The sequence below is a fragment of the Paracoccus binzhouensis genome (assembly GCF_016446475.1).
Taxonomy (GTDB): domain Bacteria; phylum Pseudomonadota; class Alphaproteobacteria; order Rhodobacterales; family Rhodobacteraceae; genus Paracoccus; species Paracoccus binzhouensis.
The window spans coordinates 1-20383 of record NZ_JAEHFP010000046.1; the positions used below are offsets into that span (position 1 = coordinate 1).

The following is a 20383-nucleotide window of genomic DNA, read 5'->3' on the forward strand; positions in this document are numbered from 1 at the left end:
GCTGGTCCAGACCGAGATGAGCATGATCGAGATCGCCCTCGCCTGCGGCTTCGCAAGCACCGCCCATTTCTCGAAATGCTACCGCGCAACCTATGGCAGCACACCCTATCGACAAAGAGAAGCCGAAAGCCGGTAGGGGGACGATCTTCCGCGCCTGTCTTCCGTGCTGACCGCCCTCCAAGCCGCTTTTCTTTTCGACGGCGCGCTTATAACCTGTCTGACAGGACAATGTTCCACTCAGGGAGACTAGGAATGAAAAAGCTTCTTCTTGCCAGTGTCGCCGGGGGCCTGCTTGCCGGCGCCGCGGGTGCCGAGGAGATCAAGATGGGCATCTCGCTGGGCCTGACCGGGCCGCTGGAGTCGATCTCGCCCGCCATGCAGAAGGGCGCGGAGCTGGCTATGAAGGAAGTGAGCGACAGCGGCAAGCTGCTGGACGGCTCGACCGTGACCCCGGTGGTCGCCGACAACACCTGCACCGACGCGGCCGCCTCGGTCGCCGCCGTCACCCGCCTGGTCACCGCCGAGGGGGTCAAGGGCGTCATGGGCGGCATGTGCTCGGGCGAGACCATCGCTTCGCTGGAGCAGGTCGGCGTGCCGCAGGGCGTGGTGATGATCTCGCCCTCGGCCACTTCGCCGGCGCTCTCGACCATCGACGACAAGGGCTTCTTCTTCCGCACCTCGCCCTCGGACGCGCGCCAGGGCGAGGTCATGGCCGACATCGTGCTGGAACGTGGCATCAAGTCGGTGGCGGTGACCTATACCAACAACGACTATGGCAAGGGTCTGGCCGACAGCTTCGCCGCGGCCTACAAGGCCAAGGGTGGCGCCGTCACCGTGGTCTCGGCCCATGACGACGGCAAGGCCGACTATTCGGCCGAGGTCGCGGCGCTGGCCGCCGCCGGCGGCGACGCGCTGGTCGTGGCCGGCTATGCCGACCAGGGCGGCTCGGGCGTGATCCAGGGCTCGCTGGACACCGGCGCCTTCGAGACCTTCGTGCTGCCCGACGGCATGGTCAACAACGTGCTGGTCGAGAAATTCGGCACCCAGCTTGAAACCTCCTTCGGCCAGAACCCCTCGGCCGAGGGCGAAGGCCACGACAAGTTCGCCGAACTGGCCAAGGCGGCGGGCTTCGACGGCACCTCGGCCTATGCCGGCGAATCCTATGACGCCAGCGCGCTGATGCTGCTGGCCATGCAGGCCGCCAAGTCCTCGGATCCCAAGGTTTACAAGGACAAGGTGATGGAAGTCGCCAACGCGCCGGGCGAGAAGATCTATCCGGGCGAGCTGGCCAAGGGGCTGGAGCTGCTGGCCGCCGGCACCGACATCGACTATGTCGGCGCCACTTCGGTCGAGCTGGTCGAGCCCGGCGAAAGCGCCGGCGTCTATCGCGAGGTGGACTTCAAGGGCGGCAAGCTCAACGTGGTCGGCTTCCGCTGAGCAACGGGGAGATCCGGAAGGGGGTCCGGTGAAATCCGGGCCCTTTCTGCAATATACGACAATCCCTTAATGGGAATTCTTCATGCAAGGCATGAAGTTGGGGAGCGACATGATTCAGGTCCATGACCTGCACCGACATTTCGGGGGCTTCCGCGCCGTGGACGGCGCCAGCCTGACCATCGAGACCGGCTCGATCACCGGGTTGATCGGTCCGAACGGTGCCGGAAAATCTACTCTTTTCAACGTGATCGCCGGGGTTCTGAAACCGACTGCCGGCCGCGTGACCATGGCGGGCGAGGACATCACCGGCCTGCCGCCGCATGAACTGTTCCACAAGGGCCTGCTGCGCACCTTCCAGCTGGCGCACGAGTTTTCCTCGATGACGGTGCGCGAGAACCTGATGATGGTGCCCGGCGGCCAGTGCGGCGAGACGCTGCTGAACACCTGGCTGCGCCGCGGCCGCATCCGCGAGGAAGAGCGGGCGCTGCGCCGCAAGGCCGACGAGGTGCTTGAATTCCTGACCATTTCCCATGTCGCCGATGAAAAGGCCGGCAATCTGTCCGGGGGCCAGAAGAAGCTTCTGGAGCTGGGCCGCACCATGATGGTGGATGCGAAGGTCGTGTTCCTGGACGAGGTCGGCGCCGGCGTGAACCGCACGCTTCTGGGCACCATCGGCGATGCCATCGTGCGGCTGAACAAGGAGCGTGGCTATACCTTCTGCGTGATCGAGCACGACATGGATTTCATCGGCCGGCTTTGCGACCCGGTGATCGTCATGGCGGCGGGCAAGGTGCTGGCCGAGGGATCGGCCGACAGCATCATGAAGAACGAGGCGGTGATCGAGGCCTATCTGGGCACCGGCCTGAAGAACAAGGTCGCGGCCGAACTGGCCGAGGAAAGCGCCTTCGGCGAAAGCCATGGCGCCCAACCCGGCCTGGGGGCCGAGGCCGGGCAAGGCGGCGACGGCAAGCCGGCGGGGGACCTGTGATGACCGAACCCTATCTTTCCGCCACCGACATGCACGGCGGCTATGGCAAGGCCGACATCCTGAACGGCTGCACCCTGACCGTCGACAAGGGCCAGATCGCGGTGATCGTCGGGCCGAACGGCGCCGGCAAGTCCACCGCCATGAAGGCGGTCTTCGGCATGCTGAACCTGCGCGAGGGCCGCGTCACCCTGGGCGGCGAGGACATCACCGCCCTGACCCCGCAGGAGCGGGTGCGCAAGGGCATGGGCTTCGTGCCGCAGACCCACAACATCTTCCCGACCATGACCGTCGAGGAGAACCTGGAGATGGGCGCCTTCATCCGCGAGGACGATTTCCGCGACACCATGGCCCAGGTCTATGAGCTGTTCCCGGCCGTGGCCGACAAGCGCAAGCAGAACGCGGGCGAGCTGTCCGGCGGCCAGCGCCAGCAGGTCGCGGTCGGCCGGGCGCTGATGACCAAGCCCAGCCTGCTGATGCTGGACGAGCCCACGGCGGGCGTCTCGCCCATCGTCATGGACGAGCTTTTCGACCGCATCATCGAAGTCGCCCGCACTGGAATCTCGATCCTGATGGTGGAACAGAACGCCCGGCAGGCGCTGGAGATCGCCGATATCGGCTATGTGCTGGTGCAGGGTGCCAACCGTTACACGGACAGCGGACAGGCGCTTCTTGCCGATCCCGAGGTCCGCCGCACCTTCCTGGGGGGCTGACCATGGACATCCTGAACGCCCTGGTGGCGATCCTGAACTTCGTGGTGATCCCCGCCGCCTCATACGGCGCGCAGCTGGCGCTTGGCGCGCTGGGGGTGACGCTGATCTATGGCATCCTGCGCTTTTCCAACTTCGCCCATGGCGACACCATGGCCTTCGGCACGGCGCTGGTGATCCTGGTCACCTGGGGCCTGCAGGCCATCGGCATCGACCTGGGCCCGGTGCCGACCGCACTTCTGGCGCTGCCCATCGGCATCGCGCTATGCTCGGTCTTCGTGCTGGGCACCGACCGGACGGTCTATCGCTTCTATCGCCGCAAACGCTCGGACCCGATCATCCTGGTCATGGCCTCGGTCGGGGTCATGTTCATCATGAACGGGCTGACCCGGCTGGTGATCGGCGTGGACGAGATCCGCTTCGACGACGGCGCCCGCTTCCTGGTCTCGGTGCAGCAGTTCCGGGCCTGGACCGGGCTGAGCGAGGGGCTGTCGCTGCGCGTCAGCCAGGCGATCACGCTGGCCGTCACCGCGCTGGCCTGCTGGGCGCTGTTCCGCTTCCTGAGCCGCTCGCGCGCCGGCAAGGCGATGCGGGCCTATTCCGACAACGAGGATCTGGCGCTGCTCTCGGGCATCGACCCCGAGCGGGTGGTGCGGCTGACCTGGATCATCGCCACGGCCCTGGCGGTGACGGCGGGCACGCTCTACGGGCTCGACAAGAGCTTCAAGGCCTTCAACTATTTCCAGATCCTGCTGCCGATCTTCGCCGCCGCCATCGTGGGGGGGCTGGGCAATCCGCTGGGCGCGGTCGCGGGCGGCTTCATCGTCGCCTTTTCCGAGGTGGCGGTGACCTATCCCTGGAAGAAGATCGCCAACTATCTGGGCTTCCAGCCCGAGGGTCTGCTGCAGCTGCTCTCGACCGAATACAAGTTCGCGGTCAGCTTCGTGATCCTGATCGTCGTCCTGCTGTTCCGGCCGACCGGCCTGTTCCGCGGCAAATCCGTCTGAGGAGGGCTTCACCATGTCGCATACACGTCAAGCCGAAGCCCATGGCGCCTGGCGCGCGCCGGTGCTGTTCCTGGTGCTGGCCCTGCTGTTCCTGGCCGAGGGGACATTCCGCAACGCGCTGTTCTCGGGCAGCTGGAACACCGCGCTCGGCATCCTGAACATGGGGCTGATCTCGGCTATCATGGCGCTGGGGGTCAACATGCAATGGGGCTATGCGGGCCTGTTCAACGCCGGGGTCGTGGGCTTCCTGGCGCTGGGGGGGCTGGCGCCGGTGCTGGTCTCGACCCCGCCGGTCCAGGGCGCCTGGGCGGCGGGCGGGCCGCGGGTGATCCTGGCGCTGGCCGTGGGCCTGGGCACGCTGGTGCTGGCGGCGCAGGTCTGGAAACGGGTGCCGGGCCGGCCGCGGGTGCTGGCGCTGATCGCGGTGCTGGTGCTGGGCTTCGTGCTCTACCGCTTCCTGTTCGACCCGGCCGTCGCCGCGATCGAGGCCAACAACTCGGCCTCGGCCGGCAATATCGGCGGGCTCGGCTGGCCGGTGCTGCTGTCCTGGCCGGTCGGCGCGCTGATGGCCGCGGCCGCGGCCTGGGGGGTCGGCAAGGTGGCGCTGGGGCTGCGCTCGGACTATCTGGCCATCGCCACGCTGGGCATCGGCGAGATCATCGTCGCGGTGATGCGCAACGAGGAATGGCTGTCGCGCGGGGTCAAGAACATGTCGGGCATCCCGCGCCCGGTGCCCTACGAGGTGGACCTGCAGGCCGATCCCGGCTTCGTGGCCCGGGCCGCCGAATGGGGGCTGAGCCCGGGGCTGGCCTCGGGGATCTGGGTGAAGCTGCTTTATGCCGGCCTGTTCACCGCGGTGCTGCTGGCGCTGATCCTGCTGGCCGAACTGGCGCTGAAATCGCCCTGGGGGCGGATGATGCGCGCGATCCGCGACAACGAGACCGCGGCCGGCGCCATGGGCAAGAACGTCACCCGCCGGCACCTGCAGATCTTCGTCATCGGCAGCGCGGTGATCGGCCTGGCCGGGGCGATGATGGTCACGCTGGACGGGCTTCTGTCGCCCAACAGCTTCAACCCGCTGCGTTATACCTTCCTGATCTGGGTCATGGTGATCGTCGGCGGCTCGGGCAACAACTGGGGCGCGGTGCTGGGCGCGATCCTGATCTGGTTCCTGTGGATCAAGGCCGAGGTCTGGGGCCCCGAGCTGATGCGGCTGATCACCCTGCCGCTGCCCGAGGGGGCGTTCCGCAGCCACATGCTGGGCAGCGCGCCGCATATGCGCTTCATCGCGCTGGGGCTGGTGCTGCTGCTGGTGCTGCGTTTCGCGCCGCGCGGGCTGGTGCCCGAGAAATAGCAGGGGTTCTGAGTTCGGGGGGGGGGGGGGGGGATGAGTTCGCGGGGGCCTTGCCCCCGCACCCCCAGGGTATTTGGAGAACAAAGAAGGGCGCAGGACTTGCGCCTTTTTTCCTATGCCGCAGTCAGGGTGATCGGCCTCTGGTCGCCCAGGGCGAAGCGGCGCAGCACCGCGGGATAGAGCCGGTGTTCCTGCACCAGCACCCGGGCAGCGAGGGTCTCGGCCGTGTCGCCGGACAGGACCGGGACGCGGGCCTGGCCGAGGATCGGGCCGGCATCGAGCTCGGGCGTGACCAGATGGACGGTGGCGCCGGCCTCGGCATCACCCGCCTCGATGGCGCGTCGATGCGTGTGCAGGCCGGGATATTTCGGCAGGAGCGACGGATGGATGTTCAGCATCCGGCCCCGGAAACGCTGCACGAAATCCGGGGTCAGGATGCGCATGAAGCCGGCGAGGCACAGGATGTCGGGCTGCGCCGTCAGCAAGGGTTCCAGCAGCGCCGCCTCGAACGCGGCGCGGTCGCCCTTGTAATGGCGATGGTCCACGGCAAAGCTCGGCACGCCCAGGGCCTCGGCCCGGGCCAGGCCCGCGGCCTGCGGGTCGTTCGAGCCGACGATCACCGGTCGGGCCGGGTGGTCCCCGGTCATCGACTCGACCAGCTTCACCATGTTCGAGCCGCCGCCCGAGATCAGGATCGCGACCCGCTTCACCGCAGCCGGCCGCTGTAGCGCACGCCCTCTCCCGGGGTGACATGGCCAAGGCGGACCACCGTCTCGCCCTGATCCTGCAGCAGCGCCTCGAGCTCGGCGGCGCGTTCGGCGGCGACGGCCAGGATCATGCCGATTCCGGCGTTGAAGGTCTTGAGCATCTCGGCCTCGGCGATGTCGCCGGCCTCGGCCAGCCAGTCGAAGACCGGCGGCAGGCTGAAGCTGTCGAGGTCGATTTCCGCGCCAAGGCCCTTGGGCAGCACCCGCGGCAGGTTTTCGGTGATGCCGCCGCCGGTGATATGGGCGGCCGCGTGGACGCCCCCGGCCCGGATCGCCGCCAGCACCGGCTTGACATAGAGCCGGGTCGGCACCAGCAGCGCCTGGCCCAGCGTGCCGGTGCCGAAGGGCGCCGGCGATTCCCAGCCGAGCCCGGCATGTTCGGCAACCTTGCGCACCAGCGAGAAGCCGTTGGAATGCACCCCGTCCGAGGCGAGGCCCAGCAGCACGTCGCCATCCGCCACCCCGGCAGGCAGCGCCGTGCCGCGTTCCATCGCGCCGACGGCGAAGCCGGCGAGGTCGAAATCGCCGCGCGCATACATGCCCGGCATCTCGGCCGTCTCGCCGCCGATCAGCGCGCAGCCCGAGCGCCGGCAGCCCTCGGCGATGCCGGCGATGACGCGGGCGGCCTCGTCGACCGAGAGCTTGCCGGTGGCGAAATAGTCCAGGAAGAACAGCGGCTCGGCGCCCTGGCAGACCAGGTCGTTCACGCACATCGCCACCAGGTCGATGCCCAGCCCGTCAAGCGCGCCCGTGTCGATGCCGATGCGCAGCTTGGTGCCGACGCCATCGGTCGCCGCCACCAGCACCGGGTCCCGATAACCGGCGGCGCGCGGGTCGAACAGCGCCCCGAAGCCGCCCAGCCCCTCCATCACCCCGGGGCGCCGGGTCGCGGCGGCGGCAGGCTTGATCCTTTCGACCAGCGCATTGCCCGCGTCGATATCCACTCCGGCCTCGGCATAGGACAGGCCGCTTTTGCGCTCGGTCATCTTGGGGTCCCCCTTGCTTTGACGCCCCGATAGCGCAGGCCGGGCCGACAGGCAATGATCGGCTGCGATCCTGCGGCGATTCCCGGCAAGGCGGCGCGGCCCCTGCCCCACCCCTTGCCGGCAAGTGTTCCTGTTGTTTCGCGGTGGGTTGCGCCATAATGGGCAATATCCGACCAACACGAAGCCAAGCGGCGAGTCGCCATGCCAGCCACGCTGAGTCTGATGGGTTCCGTGCGCCTGCGCGGCGCAAGCGGCAACGAGTTGACGCCCCGCAGCCAAAAAGCGCGTGGAGCCCTGGCTTTGCTGGGCACGGCCCCCGACCTGCGGCTGAGCCGGGCGCGGCTGCAGGACCTGCTGTGGAGCGAGCGCGGCAAGCAGCAGGGCTCGGACAGCCTGCGGCAGATGCTGCGCGAGCTGCGCTGCCAGATGGGCGACGAAAGGGACATATTGCTGACCGGGGTGGGCTGGGTCGGGCTGGATCCCGACCGGCTGCGCATCGACCTGACGCCGGTCTATGACGCCGGCGGCACGCCGCTGGAATTCGCCGCGGACATCGACATTCCCGACCCGGAATTCGAGAGCTGGCTGCGCGACATGCGGCTGCGGCTGCTGCCGGAATGCGACGGGCCGCGGCGGCGCCCCGGAGCCCCGGCCCTGCTGCGCCCGTCCGCCGAGCCGCCGGCAAGCGGCTATGTCGTCGCGCTGGACCCGGTCGAAAGCAATGACAGCCGCGCCCATGTCATCGGCGAGATGGTGGTGAACGAGGCCGCCGCCCGGGCCTGCGAGATGATCCCGGCCATGCTGGCCGACCGGGTCGAGACCGCCCAGCAGCTGGGCACCCAGGTCGTGGCGCTGTGCTATTCCGCCGGCATCGACTGTTCGCTGATGGTGGTGATGCGCGACCTGCCCAGCGGCCGGCGCGGCTGGACCCGGCGCTTCACCATTCGCGCGGCGGACGAGACCGCGACCATGCGCCATGCGGTGGCGCAGATCACCGTGGCGCTGCTGGACCGGGCGCGGCGCACCGCCTCGGCGAAATGGCTGACCTTTCCGATCTGGGACGTGTTCAGCTATTCGCGCGAGCGGCTGGAGGCGGCCGATCGGGTGCTGGCCGAGCTGCCGCCCGAGCGGCAGAGCGCGGTCGGGCTGGCGCTGCGTTCCTATCTGCGCAACACCCTGATCCTCGAACGGCTGACCGAGGATCCGGGGCGCTGCTCGGACGAGGCCGAGGATTTCGCCCGCCGCGCCCGCGAACTGGCGCCGAACAACCCGGTGGTGCTGGCGGTGGCCTCGCTTTCGGCATCCAGGCGGCGGGATGCGGTGGGGGCGCTGGAGCTGGCGCAGGCCGCCTGCCGCAACGACCCCGACAACGAACTGGCCTGCCATGCCCTGTCGCAGGCGCTGACCGAGGTGGGCCGCGACCAGGAGGCGCTGGAGGCGGCCGAGCGCGGGGCGCGCGGGGCGCTGGCGGTGCTGGGCCCGGCCTGCTGGCTGATGCGCCGGGCCCAGGTGCTGGTGCGGCTGGGCCGGCTGGGCGATGCCGAGAATTCCGCTGCAGCCGCCTTTGCCTTCGCGCCGGACAACCGCCCCTCGCTGCGCTTCCTGGCGGCGCTGCGCTATCATCGCGGCGACAGGGCCGGGGCGGCGGATGCGCTGCGGCATCTGCGCCGCGTCGAGCCGGATTTCACCCTGGAGCTGATGGCGCATCCCGATTATCCGGTGAAGACCCTGCGCATGGCCGGGCTGATGGAGATCACCCGCTCGGGGCTCTGATACAGGGCGGCAAGGGCGGGCCAAGGCGCGGTCGGGACGCGCTCAGGGCACGACCAGCAGCTCGACCGAGACCGGCGGCCCGTCCTCGCCGCGCTCCAGCACCAGCCGGGCGCGGCCGGGCGCCAGGGCCAGGAAGGTCAGGATGCGGATGGCCTCGGAGGCGGGCGCGCAGGGTTCCGGCCCGGACAGGATCGGCTCGCCGTCCAGCCGGGCGACGATCTCGGCCCGCGCCGAGGTATCGGGCGAGGTTTGCAGATGTATCTCCAGCCGGTCCCCGCAGCGCAGCGAGACCAGCGTGGCCAGGTGCCCCTCGTGCAGGATGCAGGTGGTGGCGCGCTGGCGCCGGTCGGGATAGCGCAGCGGCGGCGCGCTGATCGCCAGGGCGCGCTGCATGGCATCGAGCCAGGCGCCGCGCAGCCGCGCCCCGGTCAGGTCGGCGCGGTCGAGCCTGGCGCCGGTCAGGTCGGCGCGTTCAAGCACCGCGTCGCGCAGGTCCGCCCCGGTCAGGTCGGCAAGGCCCAGGCTGGCACCGGCCAGGTTCGCCCTGTGGAACCGCGCCCCCACCGCCCGCACCGACCACAGGCTGGCGCCGGCCAGCTGGGCCCCGGTCAGGTCGGACTCGGTCAGATCGGCATAGGACAGGTCCGCCCCCACCAGGGTCATTCCCGACAGGTCGAGCCCGGCCAGGTCCGAGCCGGCCAGGTGCAAGGAACCCATCGTTGCAATGCGCCGGACGATCTCGGCCCGGGTAAATTCCGCCATCCCACCCTCTTTACCAGCCCGGTCGGCCGGGCCGCCCATGAATTGCGCCCGGAGGTGGCTGCCTCCACCTCCGGGCTACCGGATCCTCAGTCACCCAGGTCAGACTGGATCCAGTAACGCTTGCGGAAGCCGCGCACGCATTCGATCTCGATCCCCTGGCGGGCAACGAGCCGCATGGTGTTGCTGCGGATTCCGTATCCGATCTCGGTGCTGCCCGGCAGGATGCGCAGGGTCAGCGGCGCCGCGCCGCGCGCCGCCAGATCGCGCATCAGCCGGGCGGAATGCTGGGCCAGCGCCTGCTGGACCGGCACCGGCTGCGGCGCGGGCACCCCCTCGGCCGACACCGGCGGCGGCGGGTCGTCGGGCTGGCCGTCGCGATGGGCGCGGGCCGGCAGCCGTTCGGCGATCCGGCGCAGGCTGGATTCGATGCGCAGCACCGTACCGTCCGGGCGCATCGCCAGCCGCAGGCTGCCGGCATCCGGGGTCAGCACCGGGATGCCGTCAAGGGCCTGGCGGAACTGCACGACGATCTCGTCCAGGGTTTCGGCTGGCGGCTCGGACTGCCGGCGCAGGCTGGCGGTGGCGGACATGGCCAGGCCGACGCGGTCGAAGACCAGCTCGCTGCCCGGCGGCAGAAAGCCGTAGCGGCGCAGCGCGCTGCGGGCCCGGCCCAGGATCGCCCGGCGCTGCAGCGGCGCGCGCAGCAGGCTGCCGGGGGTGCCGGGCTCCAGCTCCAGCAGGATGCGGCCGTCGGCCAGCCGCTGGAAGCGGGTGCGGCCGTGGCGGACGGCCAGCGCGCCCCCGGCCTGGCAATGCAGAAGCGCCGGATCGAAGCCCAGCCGCGACAGCACCTCGGCGGCCAGCGCCCGGTCCTCCGAGACCGGGACCAGCCGCGCGGCCGAGAACTCGGCCGGCGGCTGCAGCAGCGCCGGCTCGCGCTGGTAAAGCGCCGCCGGCAGGTTCCAGCGCCACGCCCACCATTCGGCCGAGGCCCGCGCAGCGCGGAAGCACCGCTCGCCGAACAGCGTGGCCAGCGCCTCGTCGCGGCTGTCGCCGCAGGCGCAGGCCACCGGGCTCTGGTCATGCGCGACGTCCCAGGCGCCATCCAGCCAGGATTGCGAGAAGGACTTGCCCATCCGCCAGTGCTGCCAGAAGTTCTGGCCGTAGCGGCCGGAATCCCAGCAGATCGAGTCGAAGCCGAAGATCATCCGCAGCCCGCCATTCGCCCGCGCCCAGCTGCGCAGCGGATCGTGGTCGGGGCCGACCCGCAACGACTGGCTGGTGGACCAGAACAGATAGCGCAGCGCGTCGTCGCCGAAGCGCATCCGGTCCGCGCCCAGGCAGGAATCGGTCCCGGTCCACTGCGCGCCCATCGGCAGGTGGAACAGGCCCCGGTCATCCATGCGGCCATGGCCGGCATGGTAGAACACCCGCACCGAATCCATGTCGCGGCCCGGCGCGTGCCGCATCCCGGCGCGGTCATAGAGCCATGACTTCACCGCGGCGTCGCGACGCCAGTAATCCGGGGTGGCGAAGCGGTCCACGGCGTCCAGGAAGCCGCCGGCATCGCGATGGGCGGCATGCAGCGCCCCGGCGGCGCGATAGGTCTCGACGCTGCAGGCGCCATAGACATGGCTGGGCGTCTCGCAGGCATCCGGTATCCCGCAGGACGGGGCCTCGGCGGGATCCTGCGGAGCGCTGTCCAGCAACACCCGCCGATCGCGCAGGTCGCGCGCCAGGCCGAAATCGGGAACGTGATCATCCATGCCAAAGCTCCTTGCGGGACACGCGCCTGATCCCGGAAGGATAGAGTCGCGGACTTCGGGGCTCAGGCTAGGCCGGCCGGCGTGAACTGGATGTGAATCCGTGCCCCGAGCCGGCCCGGCCCGGCGATTCCCGGGTTTTCATTGTTTCCCAGGAATTTCAGCCCGATTCCGGGACAGGATCACGATTCGCCCGGCTCCCTGCGCGCCGCCATGCCGAGCGAGAGTTCACGCGCCGCCGCGATCACCGCATCGGACATGGCCGCCAGCCGCGCATCCGACATGCGCAGGGTGGGCCCCGAGACCGAGATTCCGGCCGCCGCCTCGCCGGCCAGGTCGAAGATCGGCGCGGCGATGCAGCGCATGCCGGGCGTCCGCTCCTCGTTGTCCAGCGAATAGCCGCGGACCCGGATGCGGGCCAGATCCTCCAGCAGCGCCTGCGGATCGGTCAGGGTCATGTCGGTGAAACGCTCCAGCGTCAGCTCGCGCAGCATCCGCTTCAGGTCCGCGGGCCGGGCATGGGCCAGCAGCGCCTTGCCGATCCCCGAGGCATGCAGCGCCGAGCGGGTGCCGGGCGGGAAGAAGGCGCGGATCGTCTCATGCGTCTCGGCCTGGGACAGGAACAGCACCGCATCGCCGTTCAGGATGCCCAGGTTCGCCGTCTCGCCCGTCTGCTCCATCAGCCGGCGCAGCAGCGGCCGCGCCCGCTCGACCAGGCCCGAGCGGCGCATGAAGGCCGAGCCATGCCGGAAGGCCGTCGGCCCGACATGCCAGGCCTGGCTCTGGCCGTCGCTTTCCGCCACGCCCCGCGCCGCCAGAGTCACCAGGACCCGGTGTACGGTCGAGGGCGCCATGTCCAGCCGCTGGGCGATCTCGGTCAGCGTCAGCCCGTTCGACGTGGCGATCAGGTCGAGAATGTCCAACGCCCGGTCCAGCGCCCGGATGCCGCCCGAATCTTCGGCGCCAAGCCCCCCGGCGCGACCCCTGGGTCGGCCCCTCTTGCGGGTCTGCAGCGACATTCAATTTTTCCTTTCGACAATATTTCTGATTTATTGAAAATCATGCAGGCACTTTGGAAAAGGGCAAGCCCATGATTCTGCGCCAATTTACGCCATTTTTCCGCGATTGCGAAATATTTTTCAGAAAAATTGCATCAATGGACAGCAAAACGTAGCTTGGTCCACAAGCGCAGGAGGAATTGCCATGACCAGCCAGAACCCGATCTTCATTCCCGGCCCGACCAACATCCCCGAGGAGATGCGCAAGGCCGTCGACATGCCGACCATCGACCACCGCTCGCCGGTGTTCGGGCGCATGCTGCACCCGGCGCTGGAGGGGGTGAAGAAGGTGCTGAAAACCGAAACGGCGCAGGTGTTCCTGTTCCCCTCGACCGGCACCGGCGGCTGGGAGACGGCGATCACCAACACGCTGTCGCCCGGCGACAAGGTGCTGGCGGCCCGCAACGGCATGTTCAGCCATCGCTGGATCGACATGTGCCAGCGCCACGGCCTTGACGTGACCTTCGTCGAGACGCCCTGGGGCGAGGGCATCCCCGCCGACCGTTTCGAAGAGATCCTGACCGCCGACAAGGGCCACGAGATCCGCGTCGTGCTGGCCACGCATAACGAGACCGCGACCGGCGTCAAATCCGACATTGCCGCCGTCCGCCGGGCGCTGGACGCGGCCAGGCACCCGGCGCTGCTGTTCGTCGACGGCGTTTCCTCCATCGGCTCGATGGATTTCCGCATGGACGAATGGGGCGTGGACATCGCCGTGACCGGCAGCCAGAAGGGCTTCATGCTGCCGCCGGGCCTGGCCATCGTCGGCTTTTCGCCCAAGGCAATCGAAGCAGTCGAGACCGCCCGCCTGCCGCGCACCTTCTTCGACATCCGCGACATGGCCACCGGCTATGCCCGCAACGGCTATCCCTACACGCCGCCGGTCGGCCTGATCAACGGGCTGAACGCCAGCTGCGAGCGGCTGCTGGCCGAGGGGCTGGAGAACGTCTTCGCCCGCCATCGCCGCATCGCCGGCGGCGTGCGCGCCGCGGTCGAGGCCTGGGGGCTGAAGCTTTGCGCCGTCCGCCCCGAGCTTTACTCGGACAGCGTCAGCGCCATCCGCGTGCCCGAGGGTTTCGATGCCAACCTGATCGTCAGCCATGCGCTGGAGACCTATGACATGGCCTTCGGCACCGGCCTGGGCCAGGTCGCGGGCAAGGTGTTCCGCATCGGCCACCTGGGCAGCCTGACCGACGCCATGGCGCTGGCGGGCATCGCCACCGCCGAGATGGTGATGGCCGACTTGGGCCTGCCGATCCGGCTGGGCTCGGGCGTCGCCGCCGCGCAGGAGCATTACCGCCAGACCACCGCCACCGCCCAGAAGAAAGCCGCCTGAGGATGAGGGACGCGATGTATATCCCGACCTATGAGGACATGCTGGCCGCGCATGAGCGGATCAAGCCGCATATCCGGCGCACGCCGATCCGCAGCTCGGATTACCTGAACGAGCTTGCCGGCGCGCAGCTGTTCTTCAAATGCGAGAACTTCCAGGAGCCGGGGGCCTTCAAGGTCCGCGGCGCCACCAACGCGGTCTTCGGCCTGGACGAGGCGCAGGCGGCCAAGGGCGTCGCCACGCACAGCTCGGGCAACCATGCCTCCTGCCTCAGCTACGCGGCCATGCTGCGCGGCATTCCCTGCAACGTGGTCATGCCGCGCACCGCGCCGCAGGCCAAGAAGGACACCGTGCGCCGCTATGGCGGCAAGATCACCGAATGCGAGCCCTCGACCAGCTCGCGCGAGGAGACCTTCGCCAAGGTGCAGGCCGAGACCGGCGGCGATTTCGTCCACCCCTATAACGACCCGCGGGTGATCGCCGGCCAGGGCACCTGCGCCAAGGAGTTCATGGAACAGGTGGACGGGCTCGAGGCTGTCGTGGCCCCGATCGGCGGCGGCGGCATGATCTCGGGCACCTGCCTGACGCTCTCGACCCTGGCACCCGAGGTCAAGGTCATCGCGGCCGAGCCCGAGCAGGCCGACGACGCCTATCGCAGCTTCAAGGCCGGCCACATCATCGCCGACGATGCCCCGAAGACCATCGCCGACGGGCTCCTGGTGCCGCTGAAGGATCTGACCTGGCATTTCGTCAGGAACCACGTCAGCGAAATCTACACCGCCTCGGATGCCGAGATCGTCGATGCGATGAAGCTGATCTGGAAGCACCTGCGCATCGTGATGGAGCCCTCCAGCGCCGTGCCGCTGGCCACCATCCTGAAGAACCCCGAAGCCTTCGCCGGCAAGCGCGTCGGCATCATCGTCACCGGCGGCAATGTCGATCTCGACAAGCTGCCCTGGATCTGAACCCGAATTGAGGAGAGTGCCATGAACGCGAAAACGGATTTCTCCGGCTACGAGGTCGGCTACGACATCCCCGCCCTGCCCGGCATGGACGAGAGCGAGATCCAGACGCCCTGCCTGATCCTCGACCTGGACGCGCTGGAGCGCAACATCAGGAAGATGGGCGATTACGCCAAGGCGCATGGCATGCGCCACCGCAGCCACGGCAAGATGCACAAGTCCGTGGACGTGCAGAAGCTGCAGGAAAGCCTTGGCGGCGCGGACGGCGTCTGCTGCCAGAAGGTCAGCGAGGCCGAGGTCTTTGCCCGCGGCGGCATCCGGGACGTGCTGGTCACCAACGAGGTGCGCGAGCCGGCCAAGATCGACCGCCTGGCCCGGCTGCCCAAGACCGGCGCCACGGTAACGGTCTGCGTCGATGACGTGGCGAACATCGCCGACCTGTCGGCGGCGGCGCAGAAGCACGGCACCGAACTGGGCATCTTCGTCGAGATCGACTGCGGCGCCGGGCGCTGCGGCGTGACCACCAAGGAGGCCGTGGTCGAGATCGCCAAGGCCGCCGATGCCGCGCCGAACCTGGTCTTCAAGGGCATCCAGGCCTACCAGGGCGCCATGCAGCACATGGACAGCTACGAGGACCGCAAGGCCAAGCTGGACGCCGCCATCGCCCAGGTCAAGGAAGCGGTCGATGCGCTGGAGGCCGAGGGCCTGAAGCCGGAATTCGTCTCGGGCGGCGGCACGGGCTCCTATTATTTCGAAAGCAATTCGGGGGTTTACAATGAACTGCAATGCGGCAGCTACGCCTTCATGGATGCCGATTACGGCCGCATCCACGATGCCGAGGGCAAGCGCATCGACCAGGGCGAATGGGAAAACGCGCTGTTCATCCTGACCTCGGTCATGTCGCATGCCAAGCCGCATCTGGCGGTGGTCGATGCCGGCCTGAAGGCGCAGTCGGTCGATAGCGGCCTGCCCTTCGTCTATGGCCGCGACGACGTGAAATACATCAAGTGCAGCGACGAGCATGGCGTGGTCGAGGACAAGGACGGCGTCCTGAAGGTCAACGACAAGCTGCGGCTGGTGCCCGGCCATTGCGACCCGACCTGCAACGTCCACGACTGGTATGTCGGCGTGCGGAACGGCAAGGTCGAGACGGTCTGGCCGGTCTCGGCGCGCGGGAAGGGCTATTGATGTTCATCGTCGCCGAAAAGGAAATCGCGGGTCTGATGACCCCCGAGGCGGCCTTCGAGGCCATCGAGGCGGTCTTTGCCTCGATGGCCCGGCGCAAGGCCTGGAACTTTCCCGTGGTGCGCGAGGCCATCGGCCATGAGGACGCGCTCTACGGCTTCAAGGGCGGCTTCGACGCCTCGGCGCTGGTGCTGGGGCTGAAGGCCGGCGGCTACTGGCCGTTGAACCAGAAGCACGGGCTGATCAACCACCAGTCCACGGTGTTCCTGTTCGACCCGGATACCGGCCGGGTCTCGGCGGCCATCGGCGGCAACCTGCTGACGGCGCTGCGCACGGCGGCGGCCTCGGCGGTGTCGATCAAGTATCTTGCACCCAAGGGCGCCAAGGTGCTGGGCATGATCGGCGCCGGCCATCAGTCCGCCTTCCAGATGCGGGCGGCGGCCAATGTGCACCGCTTCGAGAAGGTCATCGGCTGGAACCCGCATCCCGAGATGCTGGGCCGGCTGGCCGATACCGCGGCCGAGCTGGGCCTGCCCTTCGAGGCGGTCGAGCTGGACCGGCTGGGCGCGGAAGCCGATGTGATCATCTCGATCACCTCGTCCTTCTCGCCGCTGCTGATGGATCAGCACGTCAAGGGCCCGACGCATATCGCGGCCATGGGCACCGACACCAAGGGCAAGCAGGAGCTGGATCCGGCGCTGGTCGCGCGCGCCCGGGTGTTCACCGACGAGGTCGCGCAGTCGGTCAGCATCGGCGAATGCCAGCACGCCATCGCGCAGGGCCTGATCCGCGAGGCGCAGATCGGCGAACTGGGCGCCGTCGTCGCCGGCGACGACCCGGGCCGCGGGGATGCCGAGGTCACCATCTTCGACGGCACCGGCGTCGGGCTGCAGGACCTCGCCGTCGCGCAAAAAGTCCTCGAAATCGCAAAACAAGAAGGACTGGCGCAAGAAGTCGAGATCTAAAGAGTAACGTCCTGAAACTAGGGAGGTATAGGACGAATGCAAACCATTGACACCAGCCCCGGATTCGACCCGGTCGAGGAGCGGATCGCCGCGCCTCGGCTGCTGGCCCTGGGCTTCCAGCATGTGCTGGTCATGTATGCCGGCGCCATCGCGGTGCCGCTGATCGTCGGCCGCGCCCTGCAGCTTTCGCCGCAGGACGTGGCCTTCCTGATTTCCGCCGACCTGTTCGTCTGCGGCATCGTCACCATCATCCAGAGCTTCGGCGCCACGCAATGGTTCGGCATCAAGCTGCCGGTGATGATGGGCGTCACCTTCGCCGCCGTGGGCCCGATGGTCGCCATCGCTTCGGCCAATCCGGGGCAGGAGGGCGCGCGGATGATGTTCGGCGCCATCATGGCCGCCGGTCTCATCTCGATCTTCTTTGCGCCGCTGGTCAGCCGGCTCTTGCGCTTCTTTCCCAGCGTCGTCACCGGCACGGTGATCCTGGTGATCGGCGTCAGCCTGATGCCGGTGGGCATCAACTGGATCTTCGGCCTGCCGGTCGGCCCGACCGCGCCCAAGCTGGTCGATCCGGCCGCCCAGGCCTGGCTTGACGCCGCCCGCGCCGCCGGCGGCGTGCCCGAGGGCGTCAAGCTGCTGCCGACCGTCGCCAACCCCGAATACGCCTCGCTGCCGCGCATCCTGATCGGCATCACCGTGCTGGCGGCGATCCTGCTGATCGCCCGCTATGCCAGGGGCTTCGTCGCCAATATCGCCGTGCTTCTGGGCATCGTCATCGGCGGGCTGCTGGCCGCCACGCTGGGCATGATGCATTTCGACGGCATCGCCGAGGCCGCCTGGTTCGCGCCGATCAAGCCGCTGCATTTCGGCATGCCGATCTTTGACCCGGTGATGATCCTGACCATGCTGCTGGTCATGTTCGTGACCATGATCGAATCGACGGGCATGTTCCTGGCGCTTTCCGACATCTGCGGCCGCCGCATGACGCCCAGGGCGCTGTCGGCCGGGCTTCGCGTGGACGGTCTGGGCACCGCCATCGGCGGGCTGTTCAACACCTTCCCCTATACCTCCTTCAGCCAGAACGTGGGCCTTGTCGGCGTGACCGGCGTACGCTCGCGCTTCGTCTGCGTGGCGGGCGGCGCAATCATGGTCGTGCTGGGGCTGATCCCCAAGATGGGCGCGCTGGTGGAAAGCCTGCCGACCACGGTGCTGGGCGGCGCCGGGCTTGTGATGTTCGGCATGGTCGCCGCGACCGGCATCCGCATCCTGTCGACGGTGGATTTCAAGGGCAACAAGCACAACCTGTTCATCGTCGCCGTCTCGCTGGGCCTGGGCATGGTGCCGATGATCGCCCCGGACTTCAACCAGTGGCTGCCGCATGCGCTGCACACGCTGATCCATTCCGGCATCCTGCTGGCCGCCTTGGCCGCCGTGCTGCTGAACTGGTTCTTCAACGGCGCTCCGCATGCCTCGGACGAGGAGATCGCCGCCGCCGCCCACGCAGCCGAGGCGCATTGATGACGAAACGCCTGCTCATCAGGGGCGCCGAAGTGGTGGTCACCATGGACGGCGCCCGGCGCGAGATCACGGGCGGAGACATCCTGGTCGACGGCGGAGTCATCTCCGCCGTCGGTCTGGGCCTTTCCGCCGAGGGCGCCGAGGTGGTCGAGGCGCGGGGCTGCGTGGTCACCCCCGGGCTGGTCAACACGCATCACCACCTGTTCCAGACCCTGACCCGGGCGGTGCCGGCGGCGCAGGACGCGGCGCTGTTCGGCTGGCTGCGCACGCTCTATCCGATCTGGGGCCGCATGACACCCGACGACATCCGCCTGTCCACCCGGATCGGCCTGGCCGAACTGGCGCTGTCGGGCTGCACCTGCTCGTCAGATCACCTGTATCTGTTCCCGAACGGGTCACGGCTGGACGACACCATCGAGGCGGCGGCGGAGATCGGCATCCGCTTCACCGCCACGCGCGGCGCCATGTCGATCGGCGAAAGCAAGGGCGGTTTGCCGCCCGATGCACTGGTCGAGGACGAGGCCGCGATCCTGAAGGACAGCGAGCGCGTCGTCGCGGCCTTCCACGACCCGAACCCCGGCGCCATGGTGCAAGTCGGGCTGGCGCCCTGCTCGCCCTTCTCGGTCAGCCGGGAGCTGATGCGCGACGCGGCGATCCTGGCCCGCGAGAAGGGCGTGCGCCTGCACACCCACCTGGCGGAAAACGACGAGGACATCGCCTATTCGCTGGAAAACTTCGGCATGCTGCCCGGCGATTACGCCGAAAGCCTGGGCTGGACCGGCGACGACGTCTGGCATGCGCATTGCGTGAAGCTGTCGGAGAAGGAAATCGACCTCTTTGCCCGCACCGGCACCGGGGTGGCGCATTGCCCCTGCTCGAACGCGCGGCTGGCCTCGGGCATCGCCCCGGTGCGCCGGATGCGCGACGCGGGCGTGCCGGTGGGCCTCGGCGTCGACGGCTCGGCCAGCAACGATTGCAGCCATCTCGGGCTAGAGGCGCGGCAGGCCATGCTGGTCGCGCGCCTCAAGGACGGCCCGGCCGCGCTCGGCGCCCGCGAGGCGCTGGAGATCGCCACCCTGGGCGGCGCCCGGGTGCTGGGCCGCAGCGACATCGGCGCGCTGGAGCCCGGCAAGCGCGCCGATCTCGTGCTCTGGGACGTGTCCGAACTGCCCGCCGCCGGACAATGGGACCCGGTCGCGGCGCTGATCTTCTGCGCCCCGATCCGGCCGCGCGCGGTCTATGTCGAGGGCCGCGCCGTGGTGCAGGATCACCACCTGCTGACCGCAGACCCGAATCGCCTGAACGAACAGGCCCGCGCCGCCATCGCCCGGCTGGCGGGCTGACAAGGCCCGATTGACAAGGAAAGGAAGACAATGCCCGGCTATCTCACCACCCATGTGCTCGACACCGCCAACGGTACGCCCGCAGAAGGCATGCGGATCGAGCTTTACCGCCTCGACCCCGAGCGCCGGCTGATCGCCGAGACCGTCACCAACCACGACGGCCGCACCGACAGGCCCATCCTGCCCGAGGCGGAATTCCAGACCGGCGAATACGAGCTGGTGTTCCATGTCGGCGCCTGGCTCGACGCCCAGGGACATCAGGCGGCCAAGCCCCGCTTCCTCGACCAGGTGCCGCTGCGCTTCGGCATGTCCGAACAGGACCATTACCACGTGCCGCTGCTGATCTCGCCCTACGGCTTCTCGACCTATCGCGGCAGCTGAGCCGTCAGCAGTCTTTCCGTTTTCCAAATACCCTGGGGGTGAAAGGCCCCTGGGGGCCTGAGGGGGCAAAGCCCCCTCTTTTTCGTTTCTGCCG

Annotated in this window: 19 protein-coding genes; 14 read left to right on the forward strand and 5 right to left on the reverse strand. The window is 68.6% G+C overall.

Going from position 1 to position 20383, the window contains the following annotated elements:
• From I9P22_RS12050 to I9P22_RS12075, 6 genes are all read left to right on the forward strand, one after another.
• Positions 1-136: helix-turn-helix domain-containing protein (locus I9P22_RS12050; RefSeq protein WP_199259725.1), on the forward strand; the 136-nt coding region annotated here is incomplete at its 5' end.
• 116 nt (positions 137-252) lie between these two features.
• Complete coding sequence (locus tag I9P22_RS12055) at positions 253-1437, forward strand: ABC transporter substrate-binding protein (RefSeq protein WP_199259726.1); 1185 nt, start codon at positions 253-255, stop codon at positions 1435-1437.
• Between the two features lie 109 nt (positions 1438-1546).
• Positions 1547-2425 (forward strand): ABC transporter ATP-binding protein, encoded by an 879-nt coding sequence (locus I9P22_RS12060; RefSeq protein ID WP_199259727.1) that lies wholly within the window; start codon positions 1547-1549, stop codon positions 2423-2425.
• Positions 2425-3135 carry an ABC transporter ATP-binding protein gene (locus tag I9P22_RS12065; RefSeq protein ID WP_199259728.1) on the forward strand — a complete coding sequence of 237 codons (711 nt, stop codon included), beginning with the start codon at positions 2425-2427 and terminating at the stop codon, positions 3133-3135. Before I9P22_RS12060 ends, I9P22_RS12065 begins: the two co-directional genes overlap by 1 nt.
• 2 nt (positions 3136-3137) lie before the next feature.
• Positions 3138-4139: a branched-chain amino acid ABC transporter permease gene (locus I9P22_RS12070; protein WP_199259729.1), complete on the forward strand. Its 1002-nt coding sequence runs from the start codon at positions 3138-3140 to the stop codon at positions 4137-4139.
• 13 nt (positions 4140-4152) lie between these two features.
• On the forward strand, positions 4153-5493 hold the full coding sequence (locus I9P22_RS12075) for a branched-chain amino acid ABC transporter permease (protein ID WP_199259730.1): 1341 nt from the start codon (positions 4153-4155) through the stop codon (positions 5491-5493).
• Between the two features lie 113 nt (positions 5494-5606).
• Here the strand turns inward: I9P22_RS12075 and purN are convergent, their stop codons facing one another.
• A complete protein-coding gene (gene purN, locus I9P22_RS12080) occupies positions 5607-6203 on the reverse strand; it encodes a phosphoribosylglycinamide formyltransferase (RefSeq protein WP_199259731.1) in 597 nt (198 codons plus the stop codon).
• Positions 6200-7246 carry a phosphoribosylformylglycinamidine cyclo-ligase gene (gene purM / locus I9P22_RS12085; RefSeq protein WP_199259732.1) on the reverse strand — a complete coding sequence of 349 codons (1047 nt, stop codon included), beginning with the start codon at positions 7244-7246 and terminating at the stop codon, positions 6200-6202. Before purM ends, purN begins: the two co-directional genes overlap by 4 nt.
• Positions 7247-7546: 300 nt before the next feature.
• Here purM and I9P22_RS12090 point away from each other — a divergent pair, with 300 nt between their 5' ends.
• Positions 7547-9019, forward strand: a complete 1473-nt coding sequence (locus I9P22_RS12090; protein ID WP_233253354.1) for a tetratricopeptide repeat protein — start codon at positions 7547-7549, stop codon at positions 9017-9019.
• A 42-nt stretch (positions 9020-9061) separates the two neighbouring features.
• Here the strand turns inward: I9P22_RS12090 and I9P22_RS12095 are convergent, their stop codons facing one another.
• The 3 genes from I9P22_RS12095 to bhcR form a co-directional block, all read right to left on the reverse strand.
• On the reverse strand, positions 9062-9781 hold the full coding sequence (locus tag I9P22_RS12095) for a pentapeptide repeat-containing protein (protein WP_199259734.1): 720 nt from the start codon (positions 9779-9781) through the stop codon (positions 9062-9064).
• A gap of 86 nt (positions 9782-9867) precedes the next feature.
• Positions 9868-11547, reverse strand: coding sequence for a DUF6345 domain-containing protein (locus I9P22_RS12100; RefSeq protein WP_233253355.1), 1680 nt, complete (start codon positions 11545-11547; stop codon positions 9868-9870).
• A gap of 179 nt (positions 11548-11726) precedes the next feature.
• Positions 11727-12563, reverse strand: coding sequence for an HTH-type transcriptional regulator BhcR (gene bhcR, locus I9P22_RS12105; RefSeq protein ID WP_199259735.1), 837 nt, complete (start codon positions 12561-12563; stop codon positions 11727-11729).
• A 184-nt stretch (positions 12564-12747) separates the two neighbouring features.
• Between bhcR and bhcA the strand changes: the two genes are divergently transcribed.
• The 7 genes from bhcA to uraH are packed head-to-tail and all read left to right on the forward strand — an operon-like array spanning position 12748 to position 20289.
• Positions 12748-13938 (forward strand): L-aspartate--glyoxylate aminotransferase BhcA, encoded by a 1191-nt coding sequence (gene bhcA / locus I9P22_RS12110; RefSeq protein WP_199259736.1) that lies wholly within the window; start codon positions 12748-12750, stop codon positions 13936-13938.
• Positions 13939-13940: 2 nt separating this feature from the next.
• On the forward strand, positions 13941-14900 hold the full coding sequence (gene bhcB / locus I9P22_RS12115) for a beta-hydroxyaspartate dehydratase BhcB (RefSeq protein WP_199259737.1): 960 nt from the start codon (positions 13941-13943) through the stop codon (positions 14898-14900).
• A 21-nt stretch (positions 14901-14921) separates the two neighbouring features.
• Positions 14922-16085 (forward strand): 3-hydroxy-D-aspartate aldolase BhcC, encoded by a 1164-nt coding sequence (gene bhcC, locus I9P22_RS12120; protein WP_199259738.1) that lies wholly within the window; start codon positions 14922-14924, stop codon positions 16083-16085.
• Entirely contained in the window at positions 16085-17047 is a 963-nt protein-coding gene (gene bhcD / locus I9P22_RS12125) for an iminosuccinate reductase BhcD (RefSeq protein WP_199259739.1), read from the forward strand. The genes bhcC and bhcD overlap by 1 nt, the downstream gene beginning before the upstream one ends.
• A gap of 36 nt (positions 17048-17083) precedes the next feature.
• A complete protein-coding gene (locus tag I9P22_RS12130; protein WP_199259740.1) occupies positions 17084-18565 on the forward strand; it encodes a nucleobase:cation symporter-2 family protein in 1482 nt (493 codons plus the stop codon).
• The gene (locus tag I9P22_RS12135) at positions 18565-19908 is read left to right on the forward strand and encodes an 8-oxoguanine deaminase (protein WP_199259741.1); all 1344 of its coding nucleotides are present in this window, start codon (positions 18565-18567) and stop codon (positions 19906-19908) included. The genes I9P22_RS12130 and I9P22_RS12135 overlap by 1 nt, the downstream gene beginning before the upstream one ends.
• A 30-nt stretch (positions 19909-19938) precedes the next feature.
• Positions 19939-20289 carry a hydroxyisourate hydrolase gene (uraH, locus tag I9P22_RS12140; protein ID WP_199259742.1) on the forward strand — a complete coding sequence of 117 codons (351 nt, stop codon included), beginning with the start codon at positions 19939-19941 and terminating at the stop codon, positions 20287-20289.
• Positions 20290-20383 lie beyond the last annotated feature (94 nt).

What these genes read in the sequence shown, in the direction of transcription:
- I9P22_RS12135 (WP_199259741.1), top strand. Translation starts at nt 18,565, where the DNA reads ATGACGAAACGCCTGCTCATCAGGGGCGCCGAAGTGGTGGTCACCATG.
- bhcB (WP_199259737.1), top strand. Translation starts at nt 13,941, where the DNA reads ATGAGGGACGCGATGTATATCCCGACCTATGAGGACATGCTGGCCGCG.
- I9P22_RS12100 (WP_233253355.1), bottom strand. Translation starts at nt 11,547, where the DNA reads ATGGATGATCACGTTCCCGATTTCGGCCTGGCGCGCGACCTGCGCGAT.
- I9P22_RS12060 (WP_199259727.1), top strand. Translation starts at nt 1,547, where the DNA reads ATGATTCAGGTCCATGACCTGCACCGACATTTCGGGGGCTTCCGCGCC.
- I9P22_RS12130 (WP_199259740.1), top strand. Translation starts at nt 17,084, where the DNA reads ATGCAAACCATTGACACCAGCCCCGGATTCGACCCGGTCGAGGAGCGG.
- bhcC (WP_199259738.1), top strand. Translation starts at nt 14,922, where the DNA reads ATGAACGCGAAAACGGATTTCTCCGGCTACGAGGTCGGCTACGACATC.
- bhcR (WP_199259735.1), bottom strand. Translation starts at nt 12,563, where the DNA reads ATGTCGCTGCAGACCCGCAAGAGGGGCCGACCCAGGGGTCGCGCCGGG.
- bhcD (WP_199259739.1), top strand. Translation starts at nt 16,085, where the DNA reads ATGTTCATCGTCGCCGAAAAGGAAATCGCGGGTCTGATGACCCCCGAG.
- I9P22_RS12070 (WP_199259729.1), top strand. Translation starts at nt 3,138, where the DNA reads ATGGACATCCTGAACGCCCTGGTGGCGATCCTGAACTTCGTGGTGATC.
- I9P22_RS12075 (WP_199259730.1), top strand. Translation starts at nt 4,153, where the DNA reads ATGTCGCATACACGTCAAGCCGAAGCCCATGGCGCCTGGCGCGCGCCG.
- I9P22_RS12095 (WP_199259734.1), bottom strand. Translation starts at nt 9,781, where the DNA reads ATGGCGGAATTTACCCGGGCCGAGATCGTCCGGCGCATTGCAACGATG.
- uraH (WP_199259742.1), top strand. Translation starts at nt 19,939, where the DNA reads ATGCCCGGCTATCTCACCACCCATGTGCTCGACACCGCCAACGGTACG.
- I9P22_RS12065 (WP_199259728.1), top strand. Translation starts at nt 2,425, where the DNA reads ATGACCGAACCCTATCTTTCCGCCACCGACATGCACGGCGGCTATGGC.
- purM (WP_199259732.1), bottom strand. Translation starts at nt 7,246, where the DNA reads ATGACCGAGCGCAAAAGCGGCCTGTCCTATGCCGAGGCCGGAGTGGAT.
- bhcA (WP_199259736.1), top strand. Translation starts at nt 12,748, where the DNA reads ATGACCAGCCAGAACCCGATCTTCATTCCCGGCCCGACCAACATCCCC.
- I9P22_RS12055 (WP_199259726.1), top strand. Translation starts at nt 253, where the DNA reads ATGAAAAAGCTTCTTCTTGCCAGTGTCGCCGGGGGCCTGCTTGCCGGC.